The sequence below is a fragment of the Mesobacillus stamsii genome (assembly GCF_030814065.1).
GTDB lineage: Bacteria > Bacillota > Bacilli > Bacillales > Cytobacillaceae > Mesobacillus > Mesobacillus stamsii.
This window is the reverse complement of sequence record NZ_JAUSUN010000012.1, coordinates 86,009-106,996: the sequence shown is the minus strand read 5'-3', so window position 1 is coordinate 106,996 and position 20,988 is coordinate 86,009. Positions and strand designations below refer to the sequence as shown.

At 46.4% G+C, this 20,988-nt stretch carries 22 protein-coding genes and 1 pseudogene; 4 read left to right on the top strand and 19 right to left on the bottom strand.

Going from position 1 to position 20,988, the window contains the following annotated elements:
- Positions 1-160 precede the first annotated feature (160 nt).
- From J2S25_RS11445 to J2S25_RS11430, 4 genes are all read right to left on the bottom strand, one after another.
- Positions 161-532, bottom strand: a complete 372-nt coding sequence (locus J2S25_RS11445) for a YobA family protein (protein ID WP_044392789.1) — start codon at positions 530-532, stop codon at positions 161-163.
- A 694-nt stretch (positions 533-1,226) separates the two neighbouring features.
- Positions 1,227-1,733, bottom strand: a complete 507-nt coding sequence (locus tag J2S25_RS11440) for a YwgA family protein (protein ID WP_044393704.1) — start codon at positions 1,731-1,733, stop codon at positions 1,227-1,229.
- A gap of 18 nt (positions 1,734-1,751) precedes the next feature.
- A complete protein-coding gene (locus J2S25_RS11435; protein WP_044393702.1) occupies positions 1,752-3,068 on the bottom strand; it encodes an HD domain-containing protein in 1,317 nt (438 codons plus the stop codon).
- Positions 3,069-3,222: 154 nt separating this feature from the next.
- A complete protein-coding gene (locus J2S25_RS11430; RefSeq protein WP_307191957.1) occupies positions 3,223-3,444 on the bottom strand; it encodes a YuzB family protein in 222 nt (73 codons plus the stop codon).
- Positions 3,445-3,732: 288 nt separating this feature from the next.
- Between J2S25_RS11430 and J2S25_RS11425 the strand changes: the two genes are divergently transcribed.
- Entirely contained in the window at positions 3,733-4,593 is an 861-nt protein-coding gene (locus tag J2S25_RS11425; RefSeq protein ID WP_307191960.1) for an RsfA family transcriptional regulator, read from the top strand.
- 102 nt (positions 4,594-4,695) lie between these two features.
- Here J2S25_RS11425 and lipL read toward each other — a convergent pair whose 3' ends face one another.
- On the bottom strand, positions 4,696-5,532 hold the full coding sequence (gene lipL / locus J2S25_RS11420) for an octanoyl-[GcvH]:protein N-octanoyltransferase (protein ID WP_307191956.1): 837 nt from the start codon (positions 5,530-5,532) through the stop codon (positions 4,696-4,698).
- A gap of 94 nt (positions 5,533-5,626) precedes the next feature.
- Positions 5,627-6,607, bottom strand: a complete 981-nt coding sequence (gene pta / locus J2S25_RS11415) for a phosphate acetyltransferase (RefSeq protein ID WP_307191955.1) — start codon at positions 6,605-6,607, stop codon at positions 5,627-5,629.
- 251 nt (positions 6,608-6,858) lie between these two features.
- On the opposite strand from pta, the gene hemQ reads away from it, so the two are divergent.
- Both hemQ and gerQ read left to right on the top strand, forming a co-directional pair.
- Positions 6,859-7,602 carry a hydrogen peroxide-dependent heme synthase gene (hemQ, locus tag J2S25_RS11410; RefSeq protein ID WP_307191954.1) on the top strand — a complete coding sequence of 248 codons (744 nt, stop codon included), beginning with the start codon at positions 6,859-6,861 and terminating at the stop codon, positions 7,600-7,602.
- Positions 7,603-7,775: 173 nt separating this feature from the next.
- Positions 7,776-8,309, top strand: coding sequence for a spore coat protein GerQ (gene gerQ / locus J2S25_RS11405; RefSeq protein ID WP_307191953.1), 534 nt, complete (start codon positions 7,776-7,778; stop codon positions 8,307-8,309).
- Positions 8,310-8,411: 102 nt separating this feature from the next.
- On the opposite strand, the gene J2S25_RS11400 is transcribed toward gerQ, so the two are convergent.
- The 3 genes from J2S25_RS11400 to J2S25_RS11390 form a co-directional block, all read right to left on the bottom strand.
- Positions 8,412-8,783 (bottom strand): DUF423 domain-containing protein, encoded by a 372-nt coding sequence (locus J2S25_RS11400; RefSeq protein ID WP_307191952.1) that lies wholly within the window; start codon positions 8,781-8,783, stop codon positions 8,412-8,414.
- Between the two features lie 22 nt (positions 8,784-8,805).
- Positions 8,806-9,108, bottom strand: a complete 303-nt coding sequence (locus J2S25_RS11395; protein WP_307191951.1) for a YwdI family protein — start codon at positions 9,106-9,108, stop codon at positions 8,806-8,808.
- Positions 9,109-9,258: 150 nt separating this feature from the next.
- Positions 9,259-9,933 (bottom strand): uracil-DNA glycosylase, encoded by a 675-nt coding sequence (locus tag J2S25_RS11390; protein WP_307191950.1) that lies wholly within the window; start codon positions 9,931-9,933, stop codon positions 9,259-9,261.
- Between the two features lie 157 nt (positions 9,934-10,090).
- Between J2S25_RS11390 and J2S25_RS11385 the strand changes: the two genes are divergently transcribed.
- Positions 10,091-10,420 (top strand): YflT domain-containing protein, encoded by a 330-nt coding sequence (locus J2S25_RS11385; protein ID WP_307191949.1) that lies wholly within the window; start codon positions 10,091-10,093, stop codon positions 10,418-10,420.
- A gap of 70 nt (positions 10,421-10,490) precedes the next feature.
- Here the strand turns inward: J2S25_RS11385 and J2S25_RS11380 are convergent, their stop codons facing one another.
- The 10 genes and pseudogenes from J2S25_RS11380 to fdnG form a co-directional block, all read right to left on the bottom strand.
- Positions 10,491-11,510, bottom strand: coding sequence for a thiazole biosynthesis adenylyltransferase ThiF (locus J2S25_RS11380; RefSeq protein WP_307191948.1), 1,020 nt, complete (start codon positions 11,508-11,510; stop codon positions 10,491-10,493).
- Positions 11,511-11,585: 75 nt separating this feature from the next.
- Positions 11,586-11,819, bottom strand: coding sequence for a molybdopterin converting factor subunit 1 (gene moaD, locus J2S25_RS11375; RefSeq protein ID WP_307191947.1), 234 nt, complete (start codon positions 11,817-11,819; stop codon positions 11,586-11,588).
- Positions 11,812-12,276, bottom strand: coding sequence for a molybdenum cofactor biosynthesis protein MoaE (locus J2S25_RS11370; protein WP_044393679.1), 465 nt, complete (start codon positions 12,274-12,276; stop codon positions 11,812-11,814). Before J2S25_RS11370 ends, moaD begins: the two co-directional genes overlap by 8 nt.
- A gap of 70 nt (positions 12,277-12,346) precedes the next feature.
- Positions 12,347-14,266 carry a molybdopterin biosynthesis protein gene (locus J2S25_RS11365; protein WP_307191946.1) on the bottom strand — a complete coding sequence of 640 codons (1,920 nt, stop codon included), beginning with the start codon at positions 14,264-14,266 and terminating at the stop codon, positions 12,347-12,349.
- A 13-nt stretch (positions 14,267-14,279) separates the two neighbouring features.
- The gene (locus J2S25_RS11360) at positions 14,280-15,512 is read right to left on the bottom strand and encodes a molybdopterin molybdotransferase MoeA (protein ID WP_307191945.1); all 1,233 of its coding nucleotides are present in this window, start codon (positions 15,510-15,512) and stop codon (positions 14,280-14,282) included.
- A gap of 30 nt (positions 15,513-15,542) precedes the next feature.
- Entirely contained in the window at positions 15,543-16,142 is a 600-nt protein-coding gene (mobA, locus tag J2S25_RS11355; protein WP_307191944.1) for a molybdenum cofactor guanylyltransferase, read from the bottom strand.
- Positions 16,143-16,157: 15 nt separating this feature from the next.
- Entirely contained in the window at positions 16,158-16,967 is an 810-nt protein-coding gene (locus tag J2S25_RS11350; protein WP_307191943.1) for a formate dehydrogenase accessory protein FdhE, read from the bottom strand.
- Positions 16,968-17,055: 88 nt separating this feature from the next.
- The gene (locus J2S25_RS11345; protein ID WP_307191942.1) at positions 17,056-17,763 is read right to left on the bottom strand and encodes a formate dehydrogenase subunit gamma; all 708 of its coding nucleotides are present in this window, start codon (positions 17,761-17,763) and stop codon (positions 17,056-17,058) included.
- Positions 17,756-18,589 (bottom strand): 4Fe-4S dicluster domain-containing protein, encoded by an 834-nt coding sequence (locus tag J2S25_RS11340; RefSeq protein WP_307191941.1) that lies wholly within the window; start codon positions 18,587-18,589, stop codon positions 17,756-17,758. Before J2S25_RS11340 ends, J2S25_RS11345 begins: the two co-directional genes overlap by 8 nt.
- Positions 18,589-20,985: pseudogene (gene fdnG / locus J2S25_RS11335) on the bottom strand (formate dehydrogenase-N subunit alpha); the annotation flags it as partial. The gene J2S25_RS11340 and the pseudogene fdnG, both read right to left, overlap by 1 nt.
- Positions 20,986-20,988: the final 3 nt, after the last annotated feature.

Here is a 20,988-nt window from a genome sequence, read left to right as displayed (position 1 = left end):
ATGTCCTTTTTTATTTTTCTTAATCGACAAAAGTTCTTAGCATCTGAGTGTTCTCTACAAAACTCAAGGCGACAACTTTTTTGCAAGAGTCAAGTAAATAAAAATTTTATAAGACTATTATTTATCAACTTGTCTCCTCCTCAAGATAATTAAGTACTAATTAATCTAAAATCTCTACTTTCTTGCTAACTCCGTAAGCTGGATTTGAAGTATCTAAATTTTCATACCAAACCCTTACTGCCATTCCAATCTTTAAATTATCAACTTGCTGATCTTGTGTTAACTCGAAGTAAGTTGCACTTTCAGCTCTTGTTATTATTTCTTGTTCAGACAATAATTCATTAATTTCCTCACTTGTTAGTCCACGCACGAGCAATATTTGCCCGTCTTTTATTTGTGCTATGATACCTTCCATGCTATTCTCACTCTCATTGCTAACTGTGTCTCCAGACGAATTGGAAAACATGAAAGCAAGCAGACTTAAAACTATTAAAACAATGATAGTTAAAGCAGCTACTAATTTTCTTTCCATATCTTTTTCCTCCTCGTCTTTGAAATATAAAAATAATATTTAATATTTTTATACTAAAAAATTCTATTTAACAATCTATTTCTCCTCCCTTCTTGTCTAAATTTTAGTATATAGGAAAAAATGTTTTCTTATGACCGTGAACCGCTGTTTCCTCTTTTCACGGGCGCATATTTCCCTTGTATGTGCCCGTGAACCGCTGTTTCCCCTTTTCACGGGCACATGTTTCCCTTGTATGTGACCGTGAACCGCTGTTTCCTCTTTTCACGGGCACATATTTCCCTTTTATGTGACCGTGAACCGTTGTTTTCTCTTTTCACGGGCACATGTTTCCCTTGTATGTGCCCGTGAACCGCTGTTCCCTCTTTTCACGGGCACATATTTCCCTTTTATGTGCCCGTGAACCGCCGTTTCCTCTTTTCACGGGCACATGTTTCCCTTTCTTGTGACCGTCAACCACTGTTTCCTCTTTTCCCGGGCACATGTTTCCCTTGTATGTGACCGTCAACCGCTGTTTCCTCTTTTCCCGGGCACATGTTTCCCTTGTATGTGACCGTGAACCGCCGTTTCCTCTTTTCACGGGTACATGTGTGACTAGTTTCCTTCTATTTCTGTATTCCGGGCATATATCTCTCTTTTTTATAAAAAAATCGAGCACAAAACCTTAGATTAGGTTCCATACTCGATTCATTAAAAACTATTGCCTGGACTTATTTTTTAAACTCGCTATATATGAGTAAGCTTCGTCGATTTCTTCGTTGCTGTATTTCTGGCTTTTTTTCACGGTTTGGATTTTTTCCCGGACCTCGGCTTCTGACAAGTTATCAAAATACAAAACAGTGGAAACGAGTTCAAGGAATCTGGCATTTTGTCCGTTGATATCGGTCAGACAATCATGTAGCCGTGGCATCTCGACGCTGTTCTCTCCGAGGAATTCCTGGCCAGCTTCTGTTAGGGTGTAGCGGTACTGGTAATAGCCACCTTTCTTTTCTTTCACTTCTTCCAAAAAGCCCATATTGCAAAGCTCTTCCACTCGTAAAGTCAGCTCTTCCGAATACGGTCCGTAAAAATGAAACTGAAAGCGTTCCTGGAACGGAAAGTCCAGCTTTTTGGCGATATAGATCATTTTCTGCAGTTTTTTCCTGCCAGTGACCTCTCCAGAAACGGAAATGGCATGTATGATTTTAGCGTGGTCTTTTAACAAAACGCGTCAACTCCTGTATCAAATGGTCCCATTGTCTAAGTTCAGCTCAAGAATCTGTGCAATCTGCATCATTTCAGGTCGTGCTTTTTCCTTTTCCAAAAAATCGGCTGGATAATATAATTTATGATCTGTCCGCCTTTTACCAGAAATGGCGTCGACAATCTCAGACTCACGAGACAGTTCGCGGATCTCCCCATTCTTTTTCAGCAGGTGGATTGGCAGGCGTTCTTCCTCCTCGCCAGGACGGTAAAAATCATATGGAAGGTCTGAAGAAGAATCGACTACCAGATAGTATTCCGGGTCAATCCCTGCCTGCTCGAACAGCACCGAAAGCTTTGCCAGCTTCTTGTATTCTTTTGCAGGGTCGAACTCGACATATTTAAACAGATTGCGATTATTAAAGCGGCGGCACAAATCGCTGAGAATCTGGTCCTCCTCTTCTTCCCATATTTGAAAATAATAGAGAAAGACTGCCTCGTCTAATTTTAAATAGTCTTGCAAGGAGATTCGATCCTCAAAAATCGAGTAAAAATGGTGCGGTTTATGTTTAAATGTATAGTTTTGTTCATGAAGGTGTTTGGCACGGTGCAGGATCTTCGACAGGATGACCTCCGCACTTCTTGTCACAGGATGGAAGTAGACTTGCCAGTACATTTGGTAGCGGCTCATTATATAGTCCTCGACAGCATGCATCCCGCTCTGCTTGATGACGACCTGATCTTCCCGCGGTCGCATGACACGCAAAATTCGTTCCATATCAAAATGTCCGTAGCTGACTCCTGTAAAATAGGCATCTCTCTGCAGGTAGTCCATCCGGTCTGCGTCAATCTGACTCGAAATCAAGCTGATGATCAACTTATTTTCATACGTTTTTTCGATTACTTCGGCTACCTTTCTCGGAAAATCTACCGCCACCCTTGAAAGAACTTGGTTCACTTCTGTATCGCCAAGAATGATTTTCCTTGTGAAATCTTCGTGATCGAGGTCGAAAACTTTCTCGAACGAGTGGGAGAACGGTCCATGGCCTAAATCATGTAACAGGGCGGCGCATAAAGAAAGCAGGCGCTCCCCCTCGTTCCATTCAGGACGGGAAGCAAACACATTATCCACGATCCGCCGGGTGATTTCATAGACACCGAGTGAATGGTTGAAACGGCTGTGCTCAGCTCCGTGGAAGGTCAAATACGTTGTGCCGAGCTGCTTGATCCTTCTCAAACGCTGGAACTCCTTCGTCCCGATCAGATCCCAGATCACCCGGTCACGGACATGGACATACCGGTGTACTGGATCTTTGAATACTTTTTCTTCAAATAATTTTTCTTCCGAATATTCCATCGTTCTCCTTCTCCCTGATTAGCTTGTTTCCATTATAGCTTGTTTCCTTCGTCAAATCATCACGGTTTTCTGCAAATTTTTACAAAAAATGCAGCAAATATGTTTAAAAAAATCACCTCATTATAAAGGTGATTTGCTTTTTTTTTGAAAAAGTTTATTTAAGCTTCTTCTGTACTTTTTCTATCAATTCTTCCTCGGTTAGTGCAGCGACGGGACGATTGTTGACGAATGCGAATGTCTTCTTCCTGCCTGGTCCACAGTAGGACTGGCAGCCGATTTCAATCGTTGCTTGAGGATCGAGCTGCTTGAGCTTCGGAAACAATGTTTTAAGGTTTACGGCCTGACAATCGTCGCAAACACGAAATTCGTTTGCCATTTAAGACAATCCTTTCTTTACAAACTCGCCGTTCTTTACCAGCCTAACCTGTTCCATCGTTTGCTTGTAGCTGTGCAAGGCGGCCGCGCTTTTCTTTTTGACTAAAGCGTATTTTACCTCTAATTGTACTTGATTGCAAGCCGTTGAACAGGCCTATTTGCTTATCTAGCTATATGGAAAACATGTATTTCCGGCAAAAAATCTACTATCCTTCCATTATACGATGTATAAGGTTTCCAATTTCCGGACAAGCTTGAATTATAAGTTTTAAAAGGGAGTTGAAAAATGATGAAAACACGTCAAGATGCCTGGACAGAGGAAAATGATTTACTGCTGGCTGAAACCGTGCTCCGCCATGTAAGGGAAGGAAGCACCCAATTAAATGCTTTTGAAGAGGTGGGCGACAAGCTGGACCGCACTTCCGCCGCCTGCGGATTCCGCTGGAACGCCGTCGTGCGGCATAGCTATGAAAAAGCCTTGCAACTTGCCAAAAAGCAGCGGAAACAGAGACAGAGAATCCTAGGAAAAGATCAGAGCGGTAAAAAGAAACTGCTCTACAATCCACCGGTTCCAACCATAGATGACAGTTTAACAGCATCCTTGCCAGCAGCAGAATTAAACAATGGTGACCAGCCAAGCTTCGATTTATCGATACTGGAACAGGACGACAAGCAGATCGACGCTGCACTGATGGCCGAAATGCAAGAGTTTGTGAACAAGGACAAGACCCCGAAGGATTATTCAGTAGAAACAGCCGAAGAGCTGGCCGAAATACCAGCGAAAACGGTCGAAACACCTGTATCTCGTACAGCACCTGTCCGCTACACCGTTCCGCCAACTGGATTAACGATGGGACATGTCATCGCCTATCTGCAAAGCCTGAGCGGTTCATCGCTCCAGATTGACATTTATAAGAGCGAGAATGAAAGATTGAAACGAGAAATCAATAGTTTAAGAAAACAAAATGAAGACTTGCAGAACAAAATCACCAGTCTCGAGGAAAATACGAACACCATGCAGGAAGATTACGAAACGCTCATGAAAATCATGAACCGGGCCCGCAAACTCGCCCTGTTTGATGAGGAAGAGCGATCAGCAACCAAGTTTAAGATGGACCGCAATGGCAATCTCGAAAAAGTAGCCGAATAACGCTCCAATCATCACAGAAGATAGAGAAGGAGAAGATGGCAACAACTGCCTCTATGTTTTTAAAAAAGCTGGGATCATTCGATTCCCAGCTTTTCTTGTCGCCTATTCCAAAAATTTTTCATTCCGTTCGATCACTCGCTGGTAATAATGATCAAATAGAATCAACTCGTCTCCGTTCAAAAATCCTGAGGTGAGCTCGTTGCTGTTTGCTTGCAGGAATGTTAACAGCCGCAGCATCACATCTTGAATGGTGAGTTCCACTCCGAATAATTCGGACAAGGAGGCCATCACTTCTGGCTGGACTTTTGGATAGGTAAATTTCGTCCTTTCTCCGTTAATGGCGCGTTCATAAAACAGACGGATCAATTCAGCCCTCTGGCTGCCCTTCCCTGAGACACAAAGATAGATTTGCACAGCGACCCCCTTTTTCAGACGGCGCTGCGAGATTCCGGCGAATTTTTTCCCGCCGATGCTCAGATCATAGCTTCCAGGACAATAGGATGCAGCAATTTCCCTAGCCTCTATGCTTTTGTTGAAATCAGCGAACAACTCCTTGACCAATAACCACATGGCATCATAGCCGCGATTGATGTCGATCGCTTTTTCCTTTTCAGGGAGAACGAGCGAAAGATTGAGGACTCCTTCATCCAGCACGACGGCAAGACCACCCGAGTTGCGGACAATATACTTGTACCCTTGCCTTTCGAGGTAGTCGAGACCTTCCTCGATATAGGGAAGCCTTGTATCCTGGATTCCAAGGACGACTGTGTCATGATGAACCCATGCTCTCGCCGTTGCCGGTGACTCGCCTTTTCCGACCGATTCACATAATGTATCGTCCGTCCCGAATGACTGCAGGGCATGAAATTCAGGGCCAAGAGCTGACTGGTCGATCACTCTCCATTTATCCTGACGCAGTAAACTAAGCGCCTCATCCATCGCAATTTCCTCTTTTCTACCTTTAGCTTTTTTTCGTTGAAGCTGCTGAAAAAAGCCGATCGAAAAATTCCGACCAGCCGAGAATCTATTCTTTTTACTTAGTTAACGCCTGTGCTGCTGTGATCAGTGCCAGCTTGTACACATCTTCTTCACTGCAGCCGCGCGATAAATCGTTTACCGGGCGGTTCAGCCCTTGCAAAATCGGTCCAATTGCATCAAATCCGCCAAGGCGCTGTGCGATTTTATAGCCGATATTCCCTGCCTCAAGGTTTGGGAATACGAACACATTGGCGTTGCCCATGATCGCTGAATCTGGAGCTTTCTTCTCTGCAACCGATGGAACGAAGGCGGCGTCGAATTGGAACTCTCCATCAACAATTAGCAGCGGATCACGGAGCTTGGCTTCGGCTACTGCTGCTGATACCCTTTCCGTTTCTGGGGAGACAGCTGAGCCTTTTGTGGAGAAGCTAAGCATTGCCACGCGCGGCGGTTCCACATCGAACATTCTGGCTGTCTTCGCACTTTCAACCGCAATTTCAGCAAGGTCCTGGCTGTCGGGAGCAATATTGATCGCACAGTCGGCGAATACATACTTCTCCTCTTCACGAACCATAATGAAAACTCCAGATGTCTTGCCTACGCCTTCCTTTGTTTTGATGATCTGCAATGCCGGTCTTACCGTGTCCGCAGTCGAGTGGGCTGCCCCGCTGACAAGGCCGTCTGCTTTGTTTGAGTACACCAGCATTGTGCCAAAATAGTTTTCATCAAGCAGAATTTTGCGCGCTTGCTCCTCTGTAGCTTTCCCTTTCCGTCTTTCCACAAAGGCTGCGACAAGCTCGTCCATCATCGCGAAGTTGGCAGGATCATATATTTCTGCTGCGTCAAGCGATACATCCAAGTCTGATGCCTTCGCCTGGATTTGTTTAATATCTCCTATTAAAATCGGGGTTAATACGCCGTCTGCAGCTAGTTTTCCGGCTGCTGTCAAAATCCGTTCGTCGAGTCCTTCCGGAAACACGATCCGTGAATTTTGACCGGTTAATTTGGCTTTCAAGCCTTCAAATAAATCACTCATGCTGAATCCTCCTTTAATCTATACTATTAGCATACTTTACCGCCATTAAAATACAAGAGTGATACCGCTTTCACCCTTGAAATCTTTTTATTAAAAATTTTCCTACATGTTCCGTGCTTCTTTTACTATTTGCAATCCTTAACAAAATATCCTTTTTCCAAACAGGATAAACAATCCCGGGTAATATTAACATGGCGAAAGGAGAAACTATGCTATGATATTGGTATAATTTATTTTTAGGAGTGATAGAAATGACTGATGCAGCACAGACTTTAGATGGCTGGTATTCCCTACATGATTTCCGCACGGTTGATTGGATAACCTGGAAGATGATTCCGGCTGAAGAACGCCAGGAAATCATCCAAGAATTTCTAGGTCTGGTGGAAAAATGGAACAAGACTCAGACTGATAAACAAGGAAGTCATGCCCTGTATACGATTGTCGGCCAAAAAGCAGACTTCATGATGATGATCCTGCGCCCAACGATGGAAGAATTAAATGAGATCGAAACAGAATTCAACAAATCGAGACTTGCTGAATTCACGCTTCCTGCTCATTCTTATGTTTCAGTTGTCGAGCTGAGCAACTATCTGCCAGCTGGCGAAGATCCATATCAGAACCCGCAAATCCTTGCCCGCCTTTACCCTGAACTTCCAAAGGCTAAGTATGTTTGCTTCTATCCTATGGACAAGCGCCGCCAAGGTGCAGACAACTGGTATATGCTCCCAATGGAGGATCGCCGCAATATGATGCGCAGCCACAGCATGATCGGCCGCCAGTATGCAGGCAAAGTAAAGCAGATCATCACCGGCTCCGTTGGCTTCGACGACTATGAATGGGGCGTCACCTTGTTCGCTGACGATGTCCTGCAATTCAAGAAGCTTGTTTATGAAATGCGCTTTGATGAAGTCAGCGCCCGCTACGGCGAATTCGGATCCTTCTTCGTAGGAACTCTGCTAGAAGAAGACCGCATCCCTGCATTCCTGAATGTTTAAAAGATAAGAAAACCCCCAAGCAAATGCTTGGGGGTTTTTTGTCTGTTCGTTTAAAATGTTTGAGTCATAAAATGCTACTTCCCTCATATGATGAACTAGTGAGGATCGGTTACTTGTACTCTATCCTATTAAAGCTTAGTTGAGAAAGAAATCATTTTTGAGGAGGCTACGCAATGACTCAATACAATAATCCCTACTATAACTACCGAGCGTTTCCACAGATGTATCAGCCTTATAGCGGCAATGAGGAAAAATCGGCTGCACCAGGACAGATGCCGCAAATGGCTCAGATGGGACAGATGGGACAGATGGGACAGATGGGGCAGGGAGGTACTCCCTTCCCCCCTGCCCAGTCCGGCGGTTTCATGCCTGGTGTTGGTGGAGGTGGAGGTGCTGTTGGAGGCGTCCAGGTACCAGGAATGCTTCCAATCGAAGCATCCTATATCGAAAATATCCTTCGATTGAACAAAGGAAAGCTGGCAACAGTGTATGCGACTTTCGAAAATAACACCGAGTGGAATGCGAAAATTTTTCAAGGAATCATTGAAGCAGCTGGAAGGGATCATCTCATCCTCAGTGACCCACAGACGGGCAAACGCTATCTATTGCCAATGATTTACGTGGATTACGTAACGTTTGATGAAGAAATCGAATATGATTACCCCTACGGAGGCGGTCCTGGATTAACAACTTACCCGCCTAGATAAAGATCCTCAACCCTACAAAGCGGCTTCGGCCGTTTTTTTTATTACTCAAAGCGTTCAAAGTCCGAAAATTGCCGAATGGCTCTGAAAAAACAACCCATCTTATTATAGGTATTTAACTGCGGCAATGATCAATAATACCCAAGCGGCGAGGAATGATACTCCGCCAAGTGGGGTGATGGCACCGAGGATGCTGATTTTTGTAAGCGTTAGCGCATACAGGCTTCCGGAAAATAGGATGATTCCGATCAGCATCAGCCAGCCTGACCAGTTTAGCAGTGAAGTTGCCGGGAGTTTTCCTAGCAGCACGCCAATGAATAAAATTCCGATTGCGTGGAACATCTGATAGGTAACACCCGTTTTCCAGATTTCAATATATTTCAGCTCCACCTTGCCTTCCAGTCCATGCGCACCGAAAGCTCCTAGGGCGACTGCAAGAAAGGCATTGATCGCTCCAATTATAATAAAAATTTTCATCGTTTTCACCTCTATTTTTAATTTAGAAATCGAATAGCGAATCTCCGTTTGAGTTATCATCCATTTCCAGTTTTTTCGGTTGCAGAGCGATTGGAGATGGCTGGCTCACCGGCAGTTGCTGCTGTGGTTGGGCAGGAATAAATGGTTGAGCTGGCTGATGGACGATTGGGCCTTGCCCGGATCCTCCTGGTTCATCAAGAACAAGTTCACAAAGCGTTTTAATGGACTGGATGCGTTCTCGCTGTGCAGCTTCTGATCGTGCTGATTTGGCTATCCTTACTTCTTCTTCCATTTTTAAAAGCAATTTCTGCAGAGAAATATTCATGCATTCACCTCCACGGGCGCTAGCTGATAGGGTAAGATCAGACTCTATGTTGTCGTATGGTTCCATTCTACCTTATATCCGCACTATTTTCGACTGTAGAGGAAGTTGCTGTCGGTTTCACGTGGAACATGTCGAATTTTTAAGAAACAATTACCTATCTTCGATTTGCCAATCGATTTCCTGTCTGTCCGATTGTCGCAAAATCTCATTCACTTTAGAGAAAGGTTTGCTTCCAAAGAAGCCTCTGCTAGCGGACAATGGGCTTGGATGGGCAGACTGGATGATTTTATGCTTGCTTTCATCAATTAACTTCCTTTTCGTTTCGGCTGGTTTGCCCCAAAGGATGAAAATCACTGGTGCTTCACGCTCATTCAACAGTTTGATAACTTTATCGGTGAAGATTTCCCATCCCTTCCCCTTGTGGGAATGCGCTTCTCCCTTTCTGACTGTTAGTACCGTATTTAACAGCAGGACACCTTGGTCTGCCCAGTTTTTTAAATAGCCATGATTGGGAATTTTGCAGCCAAGGTCCTCTTTCAGCTCCTTGAAAATATTTCGCAGGGATGGCGGGACGGCAACCCCTGGTTTAACCGAAAAACTAAGACCATGGGCTTGCCCTGGTCGATGATAGGGATCCTGGCCAAGAATGACTACTTTCACCTTATCATAGTCGGTAAACAGCAATGCATTGAAGATGTCTTCCTTCTCGGGATAGACCGTTTCCTTCTCGTATTCTTCCATCATGTATTCTCTTAATTCAAGGTAATAGGCTTTTTCAAATTCCTCCGCCAACAAGGATGCCCACCCGTTTTTCAGCAATTGCATCCTGAATGTCGCTCCTTTCTTTCCATAACGATATGTGAACATTTTTCCCAACAAGTTTAGACGAGCGTATATCGGTTATATATATAGTGTAGACGTGGAAGGCTATAACAGCTTCCCAAACTAGTATAGATGAAAAACCACTAAGGAGGAAGATAGCATGGTAAAAGTCGAAGTCGTTGAAAACGGCGTACAGGCAACGGGAAAAATCAGCTCGCTCGAGGCTGCAGGTTTTGGAAAAGAAAATATTTATATATTCGCTCATGAGGAAGACCGCAGTGAGCACCTGACAGAGGCAACCGAAACAGGCGATCTCGGCTTCAAGGAACAGGGCTTCTTTGATTCCATCGGCAATTTGTTCAAATCACGCGGGGACGAGCTGCGCAGTAAATTCGAATCACTCGGACTCACAAAGCAAGAAGCAGAGCAGTATGAAGCCGAATTGGACAAGGGACGCTTAGTCCTTGTTGCAAAGGATGAAGCAAAATAAACCAAGGGTAGCAAACGTCGATTTTCAAAAAAACCCCCTCCGGAAGCCGGCAGGGGGTTTTTGCGTTTCTCTAGCCTAAAAACCGCTGATAGATGCTGCGTGCCTGTGCCAAATCCTTCGTTCCGTGGATTAATGCCCGGCCGTCTTGGAAAATGACCATCCTGTTTTCGTCTATTTCGACCGATACTAGATAGGGGTTTGCTTTTACTTGATAACCCAAATCCCTCATTTTTTCAGCCGTTTCCTGAAGGTTCAGCTGCTGCTGCTTCGGCGGTCTCACCTGGACTGTATCCCGTCCGCACAGAACCGTCGTTTTCGTCCTATTTTCCGCATCCAAATAAGGGTAGGTCGGATTTTCGCCGCAGGAGAGGCAGCCAGAATCCTTCGCTTTTGACATTTTCATGCTTGTATACTGATTTCGCCACAGATCAAAGCTGACAAAAGAAGTTCTGAGCGCATTCCAGTCTTCGACAAGAATTTTCAGTGCTTCGCTTCCTTGATGGGCGATGACCATTTGTACGGCAGGCCCAATGATGCCACCTGTGTCGCAAGTCATCCCTTGCAGCGGCATCGTCTTCAGCAAGCAGTTTAGACATGGCGTTTTTCCAGGAATGATCGAGAAACTCATGCCAAAGCTGGCGACACAGGCACCATAAATCCACGGAATCTGGTACTTTTGCGAAATATCATTAATCGCCATTCTTGTTTCAAAATTATCCGTCGCATCGATGATTAAATCGACACCATCGACTAGCTCCTCCAGTTTTTCAGGAGTGGCATCTGCGATCAAGGCACAGATCTCCACATCAGAATTGATGGCTTTCAGTCTTTTTTCAGCTGCGGCAGCCTTGGGAAGCTTCTGAGCGACATCCTCTTCGGTGTATAATTGCTGTCTTTGCAGATTGCTTGCTTCGATATAATCACGGTCGACTATCGTCAGACGGCCGATCCCAGCTCTCACTAGCAGCTCGGCGTTTCCTGATCCTAAGGCACCTGCACCAATCATCAGCACATGCTTGCTGCGAATTTTTTCCTGCCCAGATTTTCCTATTGGAGGAAACAGCGTCTGGCGTGAATACCTTTCTGACATAGGTGTTACCTCCTGTAAAACAAACGCCCAGATTCCATCGACAAGTCTGTCAACGGAACGGGTATTTGCTATCGATCAACCGCCGGAAACTGGCGGGATGAAGGCGATGGTATCCCCTTCTTTAATGACTTCCTCATTGGATGAAAATTCTTCATTGATCGCTGTCATGGAACTATCAAGCTTTTGGACACCATATTTTTCTGCAACCATTTGCTTCAGTTCAGCAACTGTCTTGCCTGCAGCATCGATTTCGACTGATTCATGGCCAGCTTCGTCTCGCAGGTGGGCAAAAAATAATAGTTTATTCATGGAAATCCTTCTCCTCCGGTTTCCCTGTCGGATATGGGACAGTTTCTAGTTGGTTGCCAATCCATTCTTCGCCATCTTCCCAATGCTCTTTCTTCCAGATTGGGACGATTTCCTTGATGCGCTCGATCGCGTAACGATTGGCTTCATAGGCATCGTTGCGGTGAGGGGTGGAAACGGCGATCACGACCGCAATATCCGTGATATCGAGTTTGCCTACCCGATGCGTGATTGCGACCTGTGCACCACTCCAGCGTTCCTGAATTTCCGTGCCAATCTGCTCCAGTTTTTTGACAGCCATTGGCTCATAGGCTTCATATACAAGGTAAACGGTTTTCTTTCCCTTTGTCCATTCACGGACAGTGCCAATGAATGTTGTGATTGCCCCTGCTTCGCGCTGGATTACTTTATCAATCACCGCTTGAACGTTGATTGGATCTTTCGCTATTTCAAAATTCATCAAAATCACCTCTATAAAACTGATCCAGATCAGGATGTATGTTTTGGATTTTTCCCTTTCCCCACGCCTTTTAAAAATAAATAGGTTGAGGATTTTCGACGACAGCGTATCCGCCGATTTTGTCGACTTCTAATTGGAAGGCGTGTGATTGAATCACCGATGTTAACCATCTTCCCTTTTCACTTTCGAAAAATGCTTTTGTCATCAGCAAATCATAGCTTTCGTCTGCAACCGGGATGAAGTCGAGTCCCATTGCCCGGGCAGCCGGGTAGATCCCGAGTCCGGCGGCATTGTCGTTTCCCTTTACTTCAGCAGCGACGCTTAAATGGGAGAACATTTCACGGTCATACCCATTGATCTGGTCTGCGTCGAGGCCAGCTTCTCGTAACAATAAATCGAACAATATACGAGTACCGGCACCTTTTTGCCTGTTGGCATAATCGGCATTCTTCGCGGCGATGTCGCTGACATGTTCAATTCCGAGCGGATTGCCTTTTGGAAGCATCCAGCCTTGCGTTCTCTTCAAGAAGGGGTAAAGGACTGCGTCTTGCCCAGCAAGTAATTTCCTTACATAGGTAATATTATATTCCTTTGTCTCTGGGTCAAGCAAATGAATGCCCGCTACATGGGCTTCTCCTTTTCTGATTGCCATCAAACCGGCCATGCTGCCAACATGGGAAGAAACAATTTTCATATCGGTGCGCTGATTTTTGAGCTGGGAGGATAGCAGGTCTATTGTCATGTCATGGCTGCCGCTGAAGACGATTGCATTTTTTATCTCTTCCACCGGTCTGTAAAGCTCCACCTCGACAGTGTCTCCCTGTTCGTATCCCAACTCTTCCGGCGGCACGACGAGCAAGCCGTCCGCGCGCACGAGCGACATCGTAACGCCCGCCGCACGCGTCAGCGGATTGGCGACAAATTGTCCATTCACATAGCCGATATTCATTCGGACAAAGTCCTCTGCCCCCATCGTGGAGACAATCCTGCGGCCAAGCTTGACTTTCAGCTTTGCCCGTTCTGGCTCTTGGACCCCGAGATACTTGCAAATAAGCGGCCTGACAAACCACTCTAATGCCATATAGGCCGAAACCGGATAACCCGGAACACCTACGACCACTTTCTCTTTTATTTTTCCCAAAATGACAGGCTTGCCCGGCCTTGTCGCAACACCATGGGTAAAAACAGTGCCAAGCTCCTCCAGAATGTGTACCGTATAATCCTTTGAACCTGCAGAAGAACCTGCGTTGATCACAACGATTTCAGATGTGTCAGCCGCGTTCAGCAATGCTTCCCTGATTTTTTCCGGTTCATCCTTAACGATCGGATGCAAAAAAGGCTGGCCGCCCCAATCTTCTACATAAGCGCTAAAAACGGTGCCATTGAATTCGATGATTCTGCCTGACGACAGCGATGCATCTGCGCTGACCAGTTCATTACCTGTTGGGATAATCGTTACAAGCGGCTTTTTCACTACACATACCTCGGTGGCCTGTGCGGCAAGCAGTGCGCCAAGATCGGCAGGACGCAGCTGATGCCCCTGTGTGAACAGCATTTCCTCCTGAACGATATCCTCGCCAATCGGGCGGATATGCTGCCATGGCGTTGCCGGCTCGATGATTTCGATCGTCTCATCGTCGATAACATGAATGTTTTCGACCATAATGACGGCATTAAATTCCTGAGGGATGGCATTTCCGGTGTCAACATAGGTGAATTGCTCATCCTTTTTTAACTGGAGCGGGCGCTGCTCATGGGCTTCATACGTATCCTCGGCGTTGACAGCAACTCCATCCATCGCGGATGCATGGTAAAAAGGCATCGAAACCTTGGCGAAAACAGGTTCAGCAGTAATACGGCCAAGGGCAGCAGCAGCCGGAATCCATTCCTTTTTCTGGGGCAAGTCAAATGCAGACAGGACTTCCTCCCTTGCTTGCGCGCGCGGCTTGTCTTCTAGATAAATCTTTCGGTTATAGCGGATTTTATCCATGATGCGGCTCCCCCTATCTCGTCAAAATGACTGGAACGTAATCGCCTTGAGAAATTCCCTCTTTTTCGGAAATAATCTCAACGATTCCATCGCTTTTTACCAAAGTTGTGATTAGCCCTGATTTGCCGATGATTGGCTCGGCCCACCATTCCCCATCCTTTTTTTCCAGCCTGACCCGGATATAATCGGATCTTCCTGCTGAGGATGCGATGTTTTTAACAATCCGAGCGAAAATCCGCTCGGGCTTCTGTTCCTGTTTTTCCCCTTTTAGCCTGCGGAAGATCTGTTCGCCAAACAGCTTGAAGATGATCATTGCCGATGCCGGATGCCCCGGCAATCCAATCACCGGCTTTCCATCTGCTACCGCCAAAATCGTCGGCTTGCCTGGCTTGATTGAGATTCCATGGACAAACACGCCTGGAGCTCCAAGGGACTGGATGACCTCCGTTGTGTAGTCCTTCGTGCCAACGGAACTTCCCCCTGATAAAATAAGGCAGTCCACCTGTTGATATAGTTCACGTGCCTTGCTAGCAAACTCCTGATAATCATCGCGGGTGATGCCGCCATACATCAGCTCGATGTCCCATTCATTGGCCAAGCCTTTGACAGTCAGGTAGTTAATGTCACGGATTTGCCCAGTTTCAAGTGTTTTGGTTTCAAAAGGAACGATTTCGTCGCCTGAAGATAGGTAAGCAGCTTTCAATTTGCGATAGACCTTCACCTCGGAAATACCAAGTGCCGCCAAGGCTCCCAGTTCCTGCGGCCGCAATTTCGTCCCTGCGGTTAACAGCACCTCGCCGATGCGAATATCCTCGCCTGTACGGATAACGTTTTCGCCAGGAGCGATCTGCTTGTACGTATTCAATAGCCCGCCGATTTCCTCGCAATGCTCGATCATTAGCACGCTGTCGCTGCCCGGTGGAAGCATTCCGCCCGTCGGTACATAAATGGCTTCTCCCCTGCCCACTGGTTTGATCGCCACTTCGCCCATATGAATCTCTCCGGTGACATTTAGAAATCCCGGCATCGATTCCGATGAGCCATAGGTGTCTCTGGCGATGACCGCATACCCATCGACGGTAGAGCGGTCAAAGCCCGGTACATTCTCATCGGCCTTGATGTCCTCGGCCAGGATAGAATGAAGGGACTCATCAAGCGCACGAACTTCGGTTTCTTTGATTTTGCTAATTTTTTCATCGATTAACGCAAATGTCTCTTCAACCGTTTTCACTTTGAAAAATTGCATGCTGGCTATCTTCCTTTCTGGCACCTGAAACTATTCCCCGGATTCCATCCATTTCTTCGCAGCTTCATATTCTTCGGGATGGTTCATATTGAAAAAAATGCGTTCCAGATTGCTGCCGCCATACAGCTGCAAGTCTGAGTCCTCGAGGTAGCGAACATCCAGTTTTGCAAGCATATGCCTGATCCTTAAGTTGCCGTCCTCGAGGCATTTCACCGCATCGCGGGCAACCCGTTTTTGGTACGCCGCAAAAAGCGGATGCTCCCTGCCATCACTGACGGGCACAACGGCATCGTGGTGCTTGAGCGCTTTCACAAGATTTCCGGCAAGCTCTGCAGATACAAACGGCATATCACAGGCTACGATGAAATTCTCTTCGTAATCTGATGCTTCCAGCCCTGCATGGATGCCCGCAAGCGGCCCGGAACCCGGATACTGGTCTGTTACACTTTTCAGATGTAAAAACTGATAGCTTTCAGGATCATTCGTTACTAGAATTATATCATCAAATACTTGCTGTAACTCATCCTTCATTCTCTCAATATTCGATTTTTCGTGAAATTTCAGGAGAGCCTTATTCGTTCCCATCCTGCTAGATTTGCCGCCTGCCAAAATAATCGCTCCGGCTTTCATCCGACAGCACCTCTTTTAATTTGTCTGTTTGGTTTCCCCAGCGGCTTTGTAGCCATTTTCCTGTGCTACAAAATCGAGGTGGATTGTATTCAAGTCTAGCATTGCCGGTGTCGGCTTTACAATATATTGTCTTGTATCAATTATTTTCGTATAGCCTTTGCATTCTTCACAAACCTGGATTTGCGCTGCGGACTCTCCTTCGATCGTCAAGAAATGGACTGTTTCATGGTCCTCATTGCCACAATGGGAGCATGTAATTCGTTTATCATTCCAGTGGGCTAGGCAGCGCGGACAGTGCAATACCTTTTTCCCACCGTCTTCCAGCTGTGCAAGCCGGACCGGTTCTCCGCAGACAGGGCATCCGGCGCCATGAACGGCGTACTGAATTTCCCCCTGGACTTTTTCCGCAGTCAGCTGCAAATAAGGACGAAGTACCGTTTCCGCGATGAATTGCGGAATCCATCCATCGATTTCTTGCTCCTCTGCAAAGCTGGCGAAATACATATGGTTAAAAGCGAAGGCTTCATCAATCCAGCGTTTTGCTGTCTCTTCATCTAAAAGCCCCTTGATTGTTTCAATCGTTTTTTCTAGCTCTGGTTGATAATTCGCTAATAGCTTGCCTATATCCTCTATCCACTGTAAGAATAGGGGTATGTCAAAGTCAATCGCCGTCCATGCAACGACTGGCACCCCTGATTCCATGGCTGCTTTATCTATCCTTGGAAGAATTCGGTCAGGGTCAAGGGACGTTTTCCATTGTTCCTGCAAGGAAATAATTTCCTTCTGCAGCTTCTGGTACTCTTTTGAGACAACGGACTTTTTCATGGCAGTAGCCTCTTTTCATTAGATTTTAGTAAAAAAAATTTTTAGGGAATGGACCCATTTGATGGACCCATTCCCTCTGTCAAAGGTTTTAAGCGCCTTTTTTCTTGTTTTTTCCTTTGTCAAGATCGGGAAAGTTGCCTTTCTTGACTTCTTCTTCATACCATTCTGTATAGTGTTCTTTTGCCCATTCTGCCGGAACCTCGCCTGTAAGGACACCAGTGTATCCTGGACGAGAGTTTTTGTGAATGACGCTCAGGTAGATATGACCGACTACGACTGCAATCGCCAAACCGAAGCCAACATTATGAGCTACATATGCCCATTGAACGATTGCTGCCGGGAACAAGTCCGGGAACCACATCGGAAATCCAGAGCCGATGATCAGAATCGCCGTAAAAATCTGGATGATGGAGTTGATTTTTTCTCCAGCATTGAAGAAAGTCTGTTTTACATGTTTGAAATTAAAGCCGAACAGTTCTTTGACGAACTCGGTGAAAAACTGTAAATCCCGCTTTTTCCAGGTAACAAGTTCCTTGCCCCAGCGAAGCAGGCCTTTCGGTTCCAAGATCAGCCAAATGAATGTCGGCATTATAAATGTGACAGCGAAAATCCTGTGAAGCATTCTGGCACCTTCAGGACCGCCAAGCACAGGGTAGAGCCAGTCAAACCATTCCGTATACATCGGCAAGGCCGTGATATAAAGGGCGAAGAAGGAAATGGCGTTCACCGCATGCGCAATAACAAAGCCTTTCGAAAAGCGCTTGACTTTTACACCCGAATACTGGGTTTTACTCATGGCCGCCACCTCCATCCTCTTCATGGTCTTTGCCCTCTTTATTGAACAGCTTGTTGCTGACGAATGCACCAACAAGCGCCATGCTTGTTGCTCCAAGCATCATTTTGCCGATTGGCTGAGCATAATCCTTCCAGACGATCGCTGATGTCGGAACTTTCGGCTTTTCAGGCAAGCCATATACAGAAGGTTTTTCCGCAAGGACGTAAATCGTATGAGTACCGCCGACTCCTTCTGGGTTGTAAATCATTGCGTTAGGGAATTTTCCCTTGATTTCACTCAGACGCTTTTCGGCCTTTTTGAGCATTTCTTCTTTTGTACCGAACTCCAAGGCGTCTGTATGACAAGTAGTGACACAAGCAGGCTGCATCCCTTCTTCCAGACGGTCAACGCACATCGTGCATTTCTGTGCTTTTTTGTACTCTTTGCCGTTCGTATCTTTGTAGGTTGCCAGCTGAACCACATCAAATGGGCAGTTCTGCACACAGTAACCACAGCCGACACATTTATCGCTGTCCACATCGACAGTGCCAAATTCTGTATAGTGCATCGCATCCTCTGGACACACCTTGACGCAGGCGGCATCCGTACAATGGAAACAGGAGGAGTGGCGGAAAAGGTATTCAAGATTGCCTTGTCCGTTCTCGTGTTCAATGAATGACAGCACATTCCAAGTGTTCGCTGTCACATTCGCATGTGATTGGACGCTGCCCTGGAACGCTTCCCGCTCAGCCGGAAGGTCATTCCAGTTTTTGCAGGCGACCATACAGGCGCGACAGCCGTCACATTTGGTCACATCGACAAATTTTACATATTCAGCCGTTGCCATTAGTCAGCCCTCCTTACGTCGCAGAGGAATGCCTTATATTCAGGAATCATGGTATTAGCGTCCCCAATATGAGGTGTTAAGCGGTTTGCTGTATCCCCTGTTGCATATCCTTTAAAACCGAAGTGCCAAGGCATGCCGATCTGGTGCACCTTCTTGCCATTAATCATGTGCGGCTTGAAGCGTTTTGTTACCATTGCATAGGCTTTAACCTCGCCGCGAGCGGATGTCACGATGATTTGATCCTTATTCTTGATGCCTTTTTCCTTCGCAAGTTCTTCACTCATCTCGATGTACATATGTCCGGCAAGCTCTGACAGCCACTCCTGGTTACGCGTCATCGAACCGGATTGCCAGTGTTCACTTACACGGTATGTTGTCGCCACGATCGGATACTGCTTCTTCGTGCCTTTTAAGTTGAAGTCGCCACCCCAGACTTTGATGGTCGGATTGTATTCCTGGCTAGAGAAGGCATTTGGCACCGGACTTTCAAACGGTTCGTAATGCTCTGGGAATGGTCCGTCGTTGAGCGTTGGAGCATACATGCCGCCGACGCCATCCTTTAGCATGATGAATGGGTTCATACCACCCTTATCAGTTGGGGCGACAACCGCTTTAAAGTCTGGAATATCATGTCCAGTCCATTTTTTCGCAGCAGCATCCCACCAGATGACTGCCTTATCCTTATTCCAAGGCTTTCCAGCTGGATCTGCCGATGCCCGGTTGTATAGAATCCGGCGGTTCATCGGCCATGCATAAGACCAGTTCAGGAAGTTGCCCATGCCATTATCCTTGTTGTCACGGCGCTTGGACAGATTGCCTTCTTCCGGATAAAAGCCTGAATAAATCCAGTTTCCCGAACATGTCGAGCCGTCATCTGCGAGCATGCCGAAGTTCTCGACCTGCTTGCCTGTCTTCGTGTAATAGCCGTTGATTTCACGGGCGACAAGATCAAATTCTGGGTGATCATGTTCCCCGTAATTCCAGTACAGTGCATTAATCGATTTTGCAGCAGGCGAGCTTTCATTTTTATACAGGCCTTTGATTCTTTGCATCAGCATATGGATGATTTCCATATCTGCCTTTGATTCGCCTTTAGGTTCGATCGCCTTCCAGCGGTACTGCATCCAGCGTCCGCTGTTTGATACCGTTCCTTCTTTTTCATAGGAGGACGCGGCCGGAAGCAGGAACACTTCTGTGTTGATTTTTGAAGGATCACTGCCAGCTTCTTTTTGCCAGAATGCTGATGTTTCTGTCTCCCAAAGGTCCATTGCAACGAGCCAGTCGAGCTTGCTGAGTGCTTCTTTTTCCTTGCCAGCGTTCGGACCGCCGACGACAGGATTGGTTCCAAACAGGAATGCACCAGTCAACTCGCCTTTATACATGGCATTGAACAGGGCGATATGAGAGTAATTCTTGTTTCCTTTTGGAAGATACTGATAGCAGAATTCATTGTCTTTCGTCGCGTTCGGGCCATACCATGCCTTGAGAAGGCTGACGACAAATTTCGGCTTATTGCTCCAATAACCAGCAGCAGGTGTTTCTTTTTCGAGATAAGCTTTAAGGGTTGCGTGTACTGGCTGCTCTTTCGGCGCTCCCAGATATCCTGGAAGGTCCCCGAACAACAGACCGAAGTCGGTGGAGCCCTGTACGTTTGATTCGCCGCGAAGTGCATTCACTCCGCCGCCAGGCATACCGATATTGCCAAGAAGCATCTGCAGCATTGCATAGGAGCGGACGTTTTGGGTGCCGACCGTATGTTGGGTTGTACCCATCGCATAAAGGATCGTACCAGATTTTCCAGGCTTTCCTGTTGCACAGTAAGCCTCCGCCACCTTGAGGTATTCTTCCTTCGGTGTTCCTGTCACTGTTGACACAGAGTCGACATCATAACGGGAATAATGCTTTTTCAGCAATTGAAACACGCTGCGAGGATGCTGCAGTGTTTCATCCTTGAGCGGAGTTCCATCTTCTTGTGTTTCAAAAGACCAGCTCGCCATGTCATAGGAACGGGTTTTTGGATCATATCCGCTGAACAAGCCGTCCTTGAATGTGAAGCCTTCATTGACGATAAAGGAAGCATTTGTATATTTAGCAACATACTCTTTGTGAACAAGATCATGTTCAATCGCATAATTGATCAATCCGCCGATAAAAGGAATATCCGTTCCAGAACGAAGCGGTGCATAAATATCAGCCTGAGATGACGTTCTTGTGAAACGCGGGTCGACTGACAGTATTTTCCCTCCGTTTTCCCTTGCTTTTAAAAGCCATCTGAAGCTGATTGGATGGTTTTCAGCAGGGTTCGCACCAATGATCAGCGCACAATCGGTATGCTGCAGATCAGTCCAGTGATTTGTCATTGCTCCACGACCAAATGATGGTGCCAGACCGGCAACCGT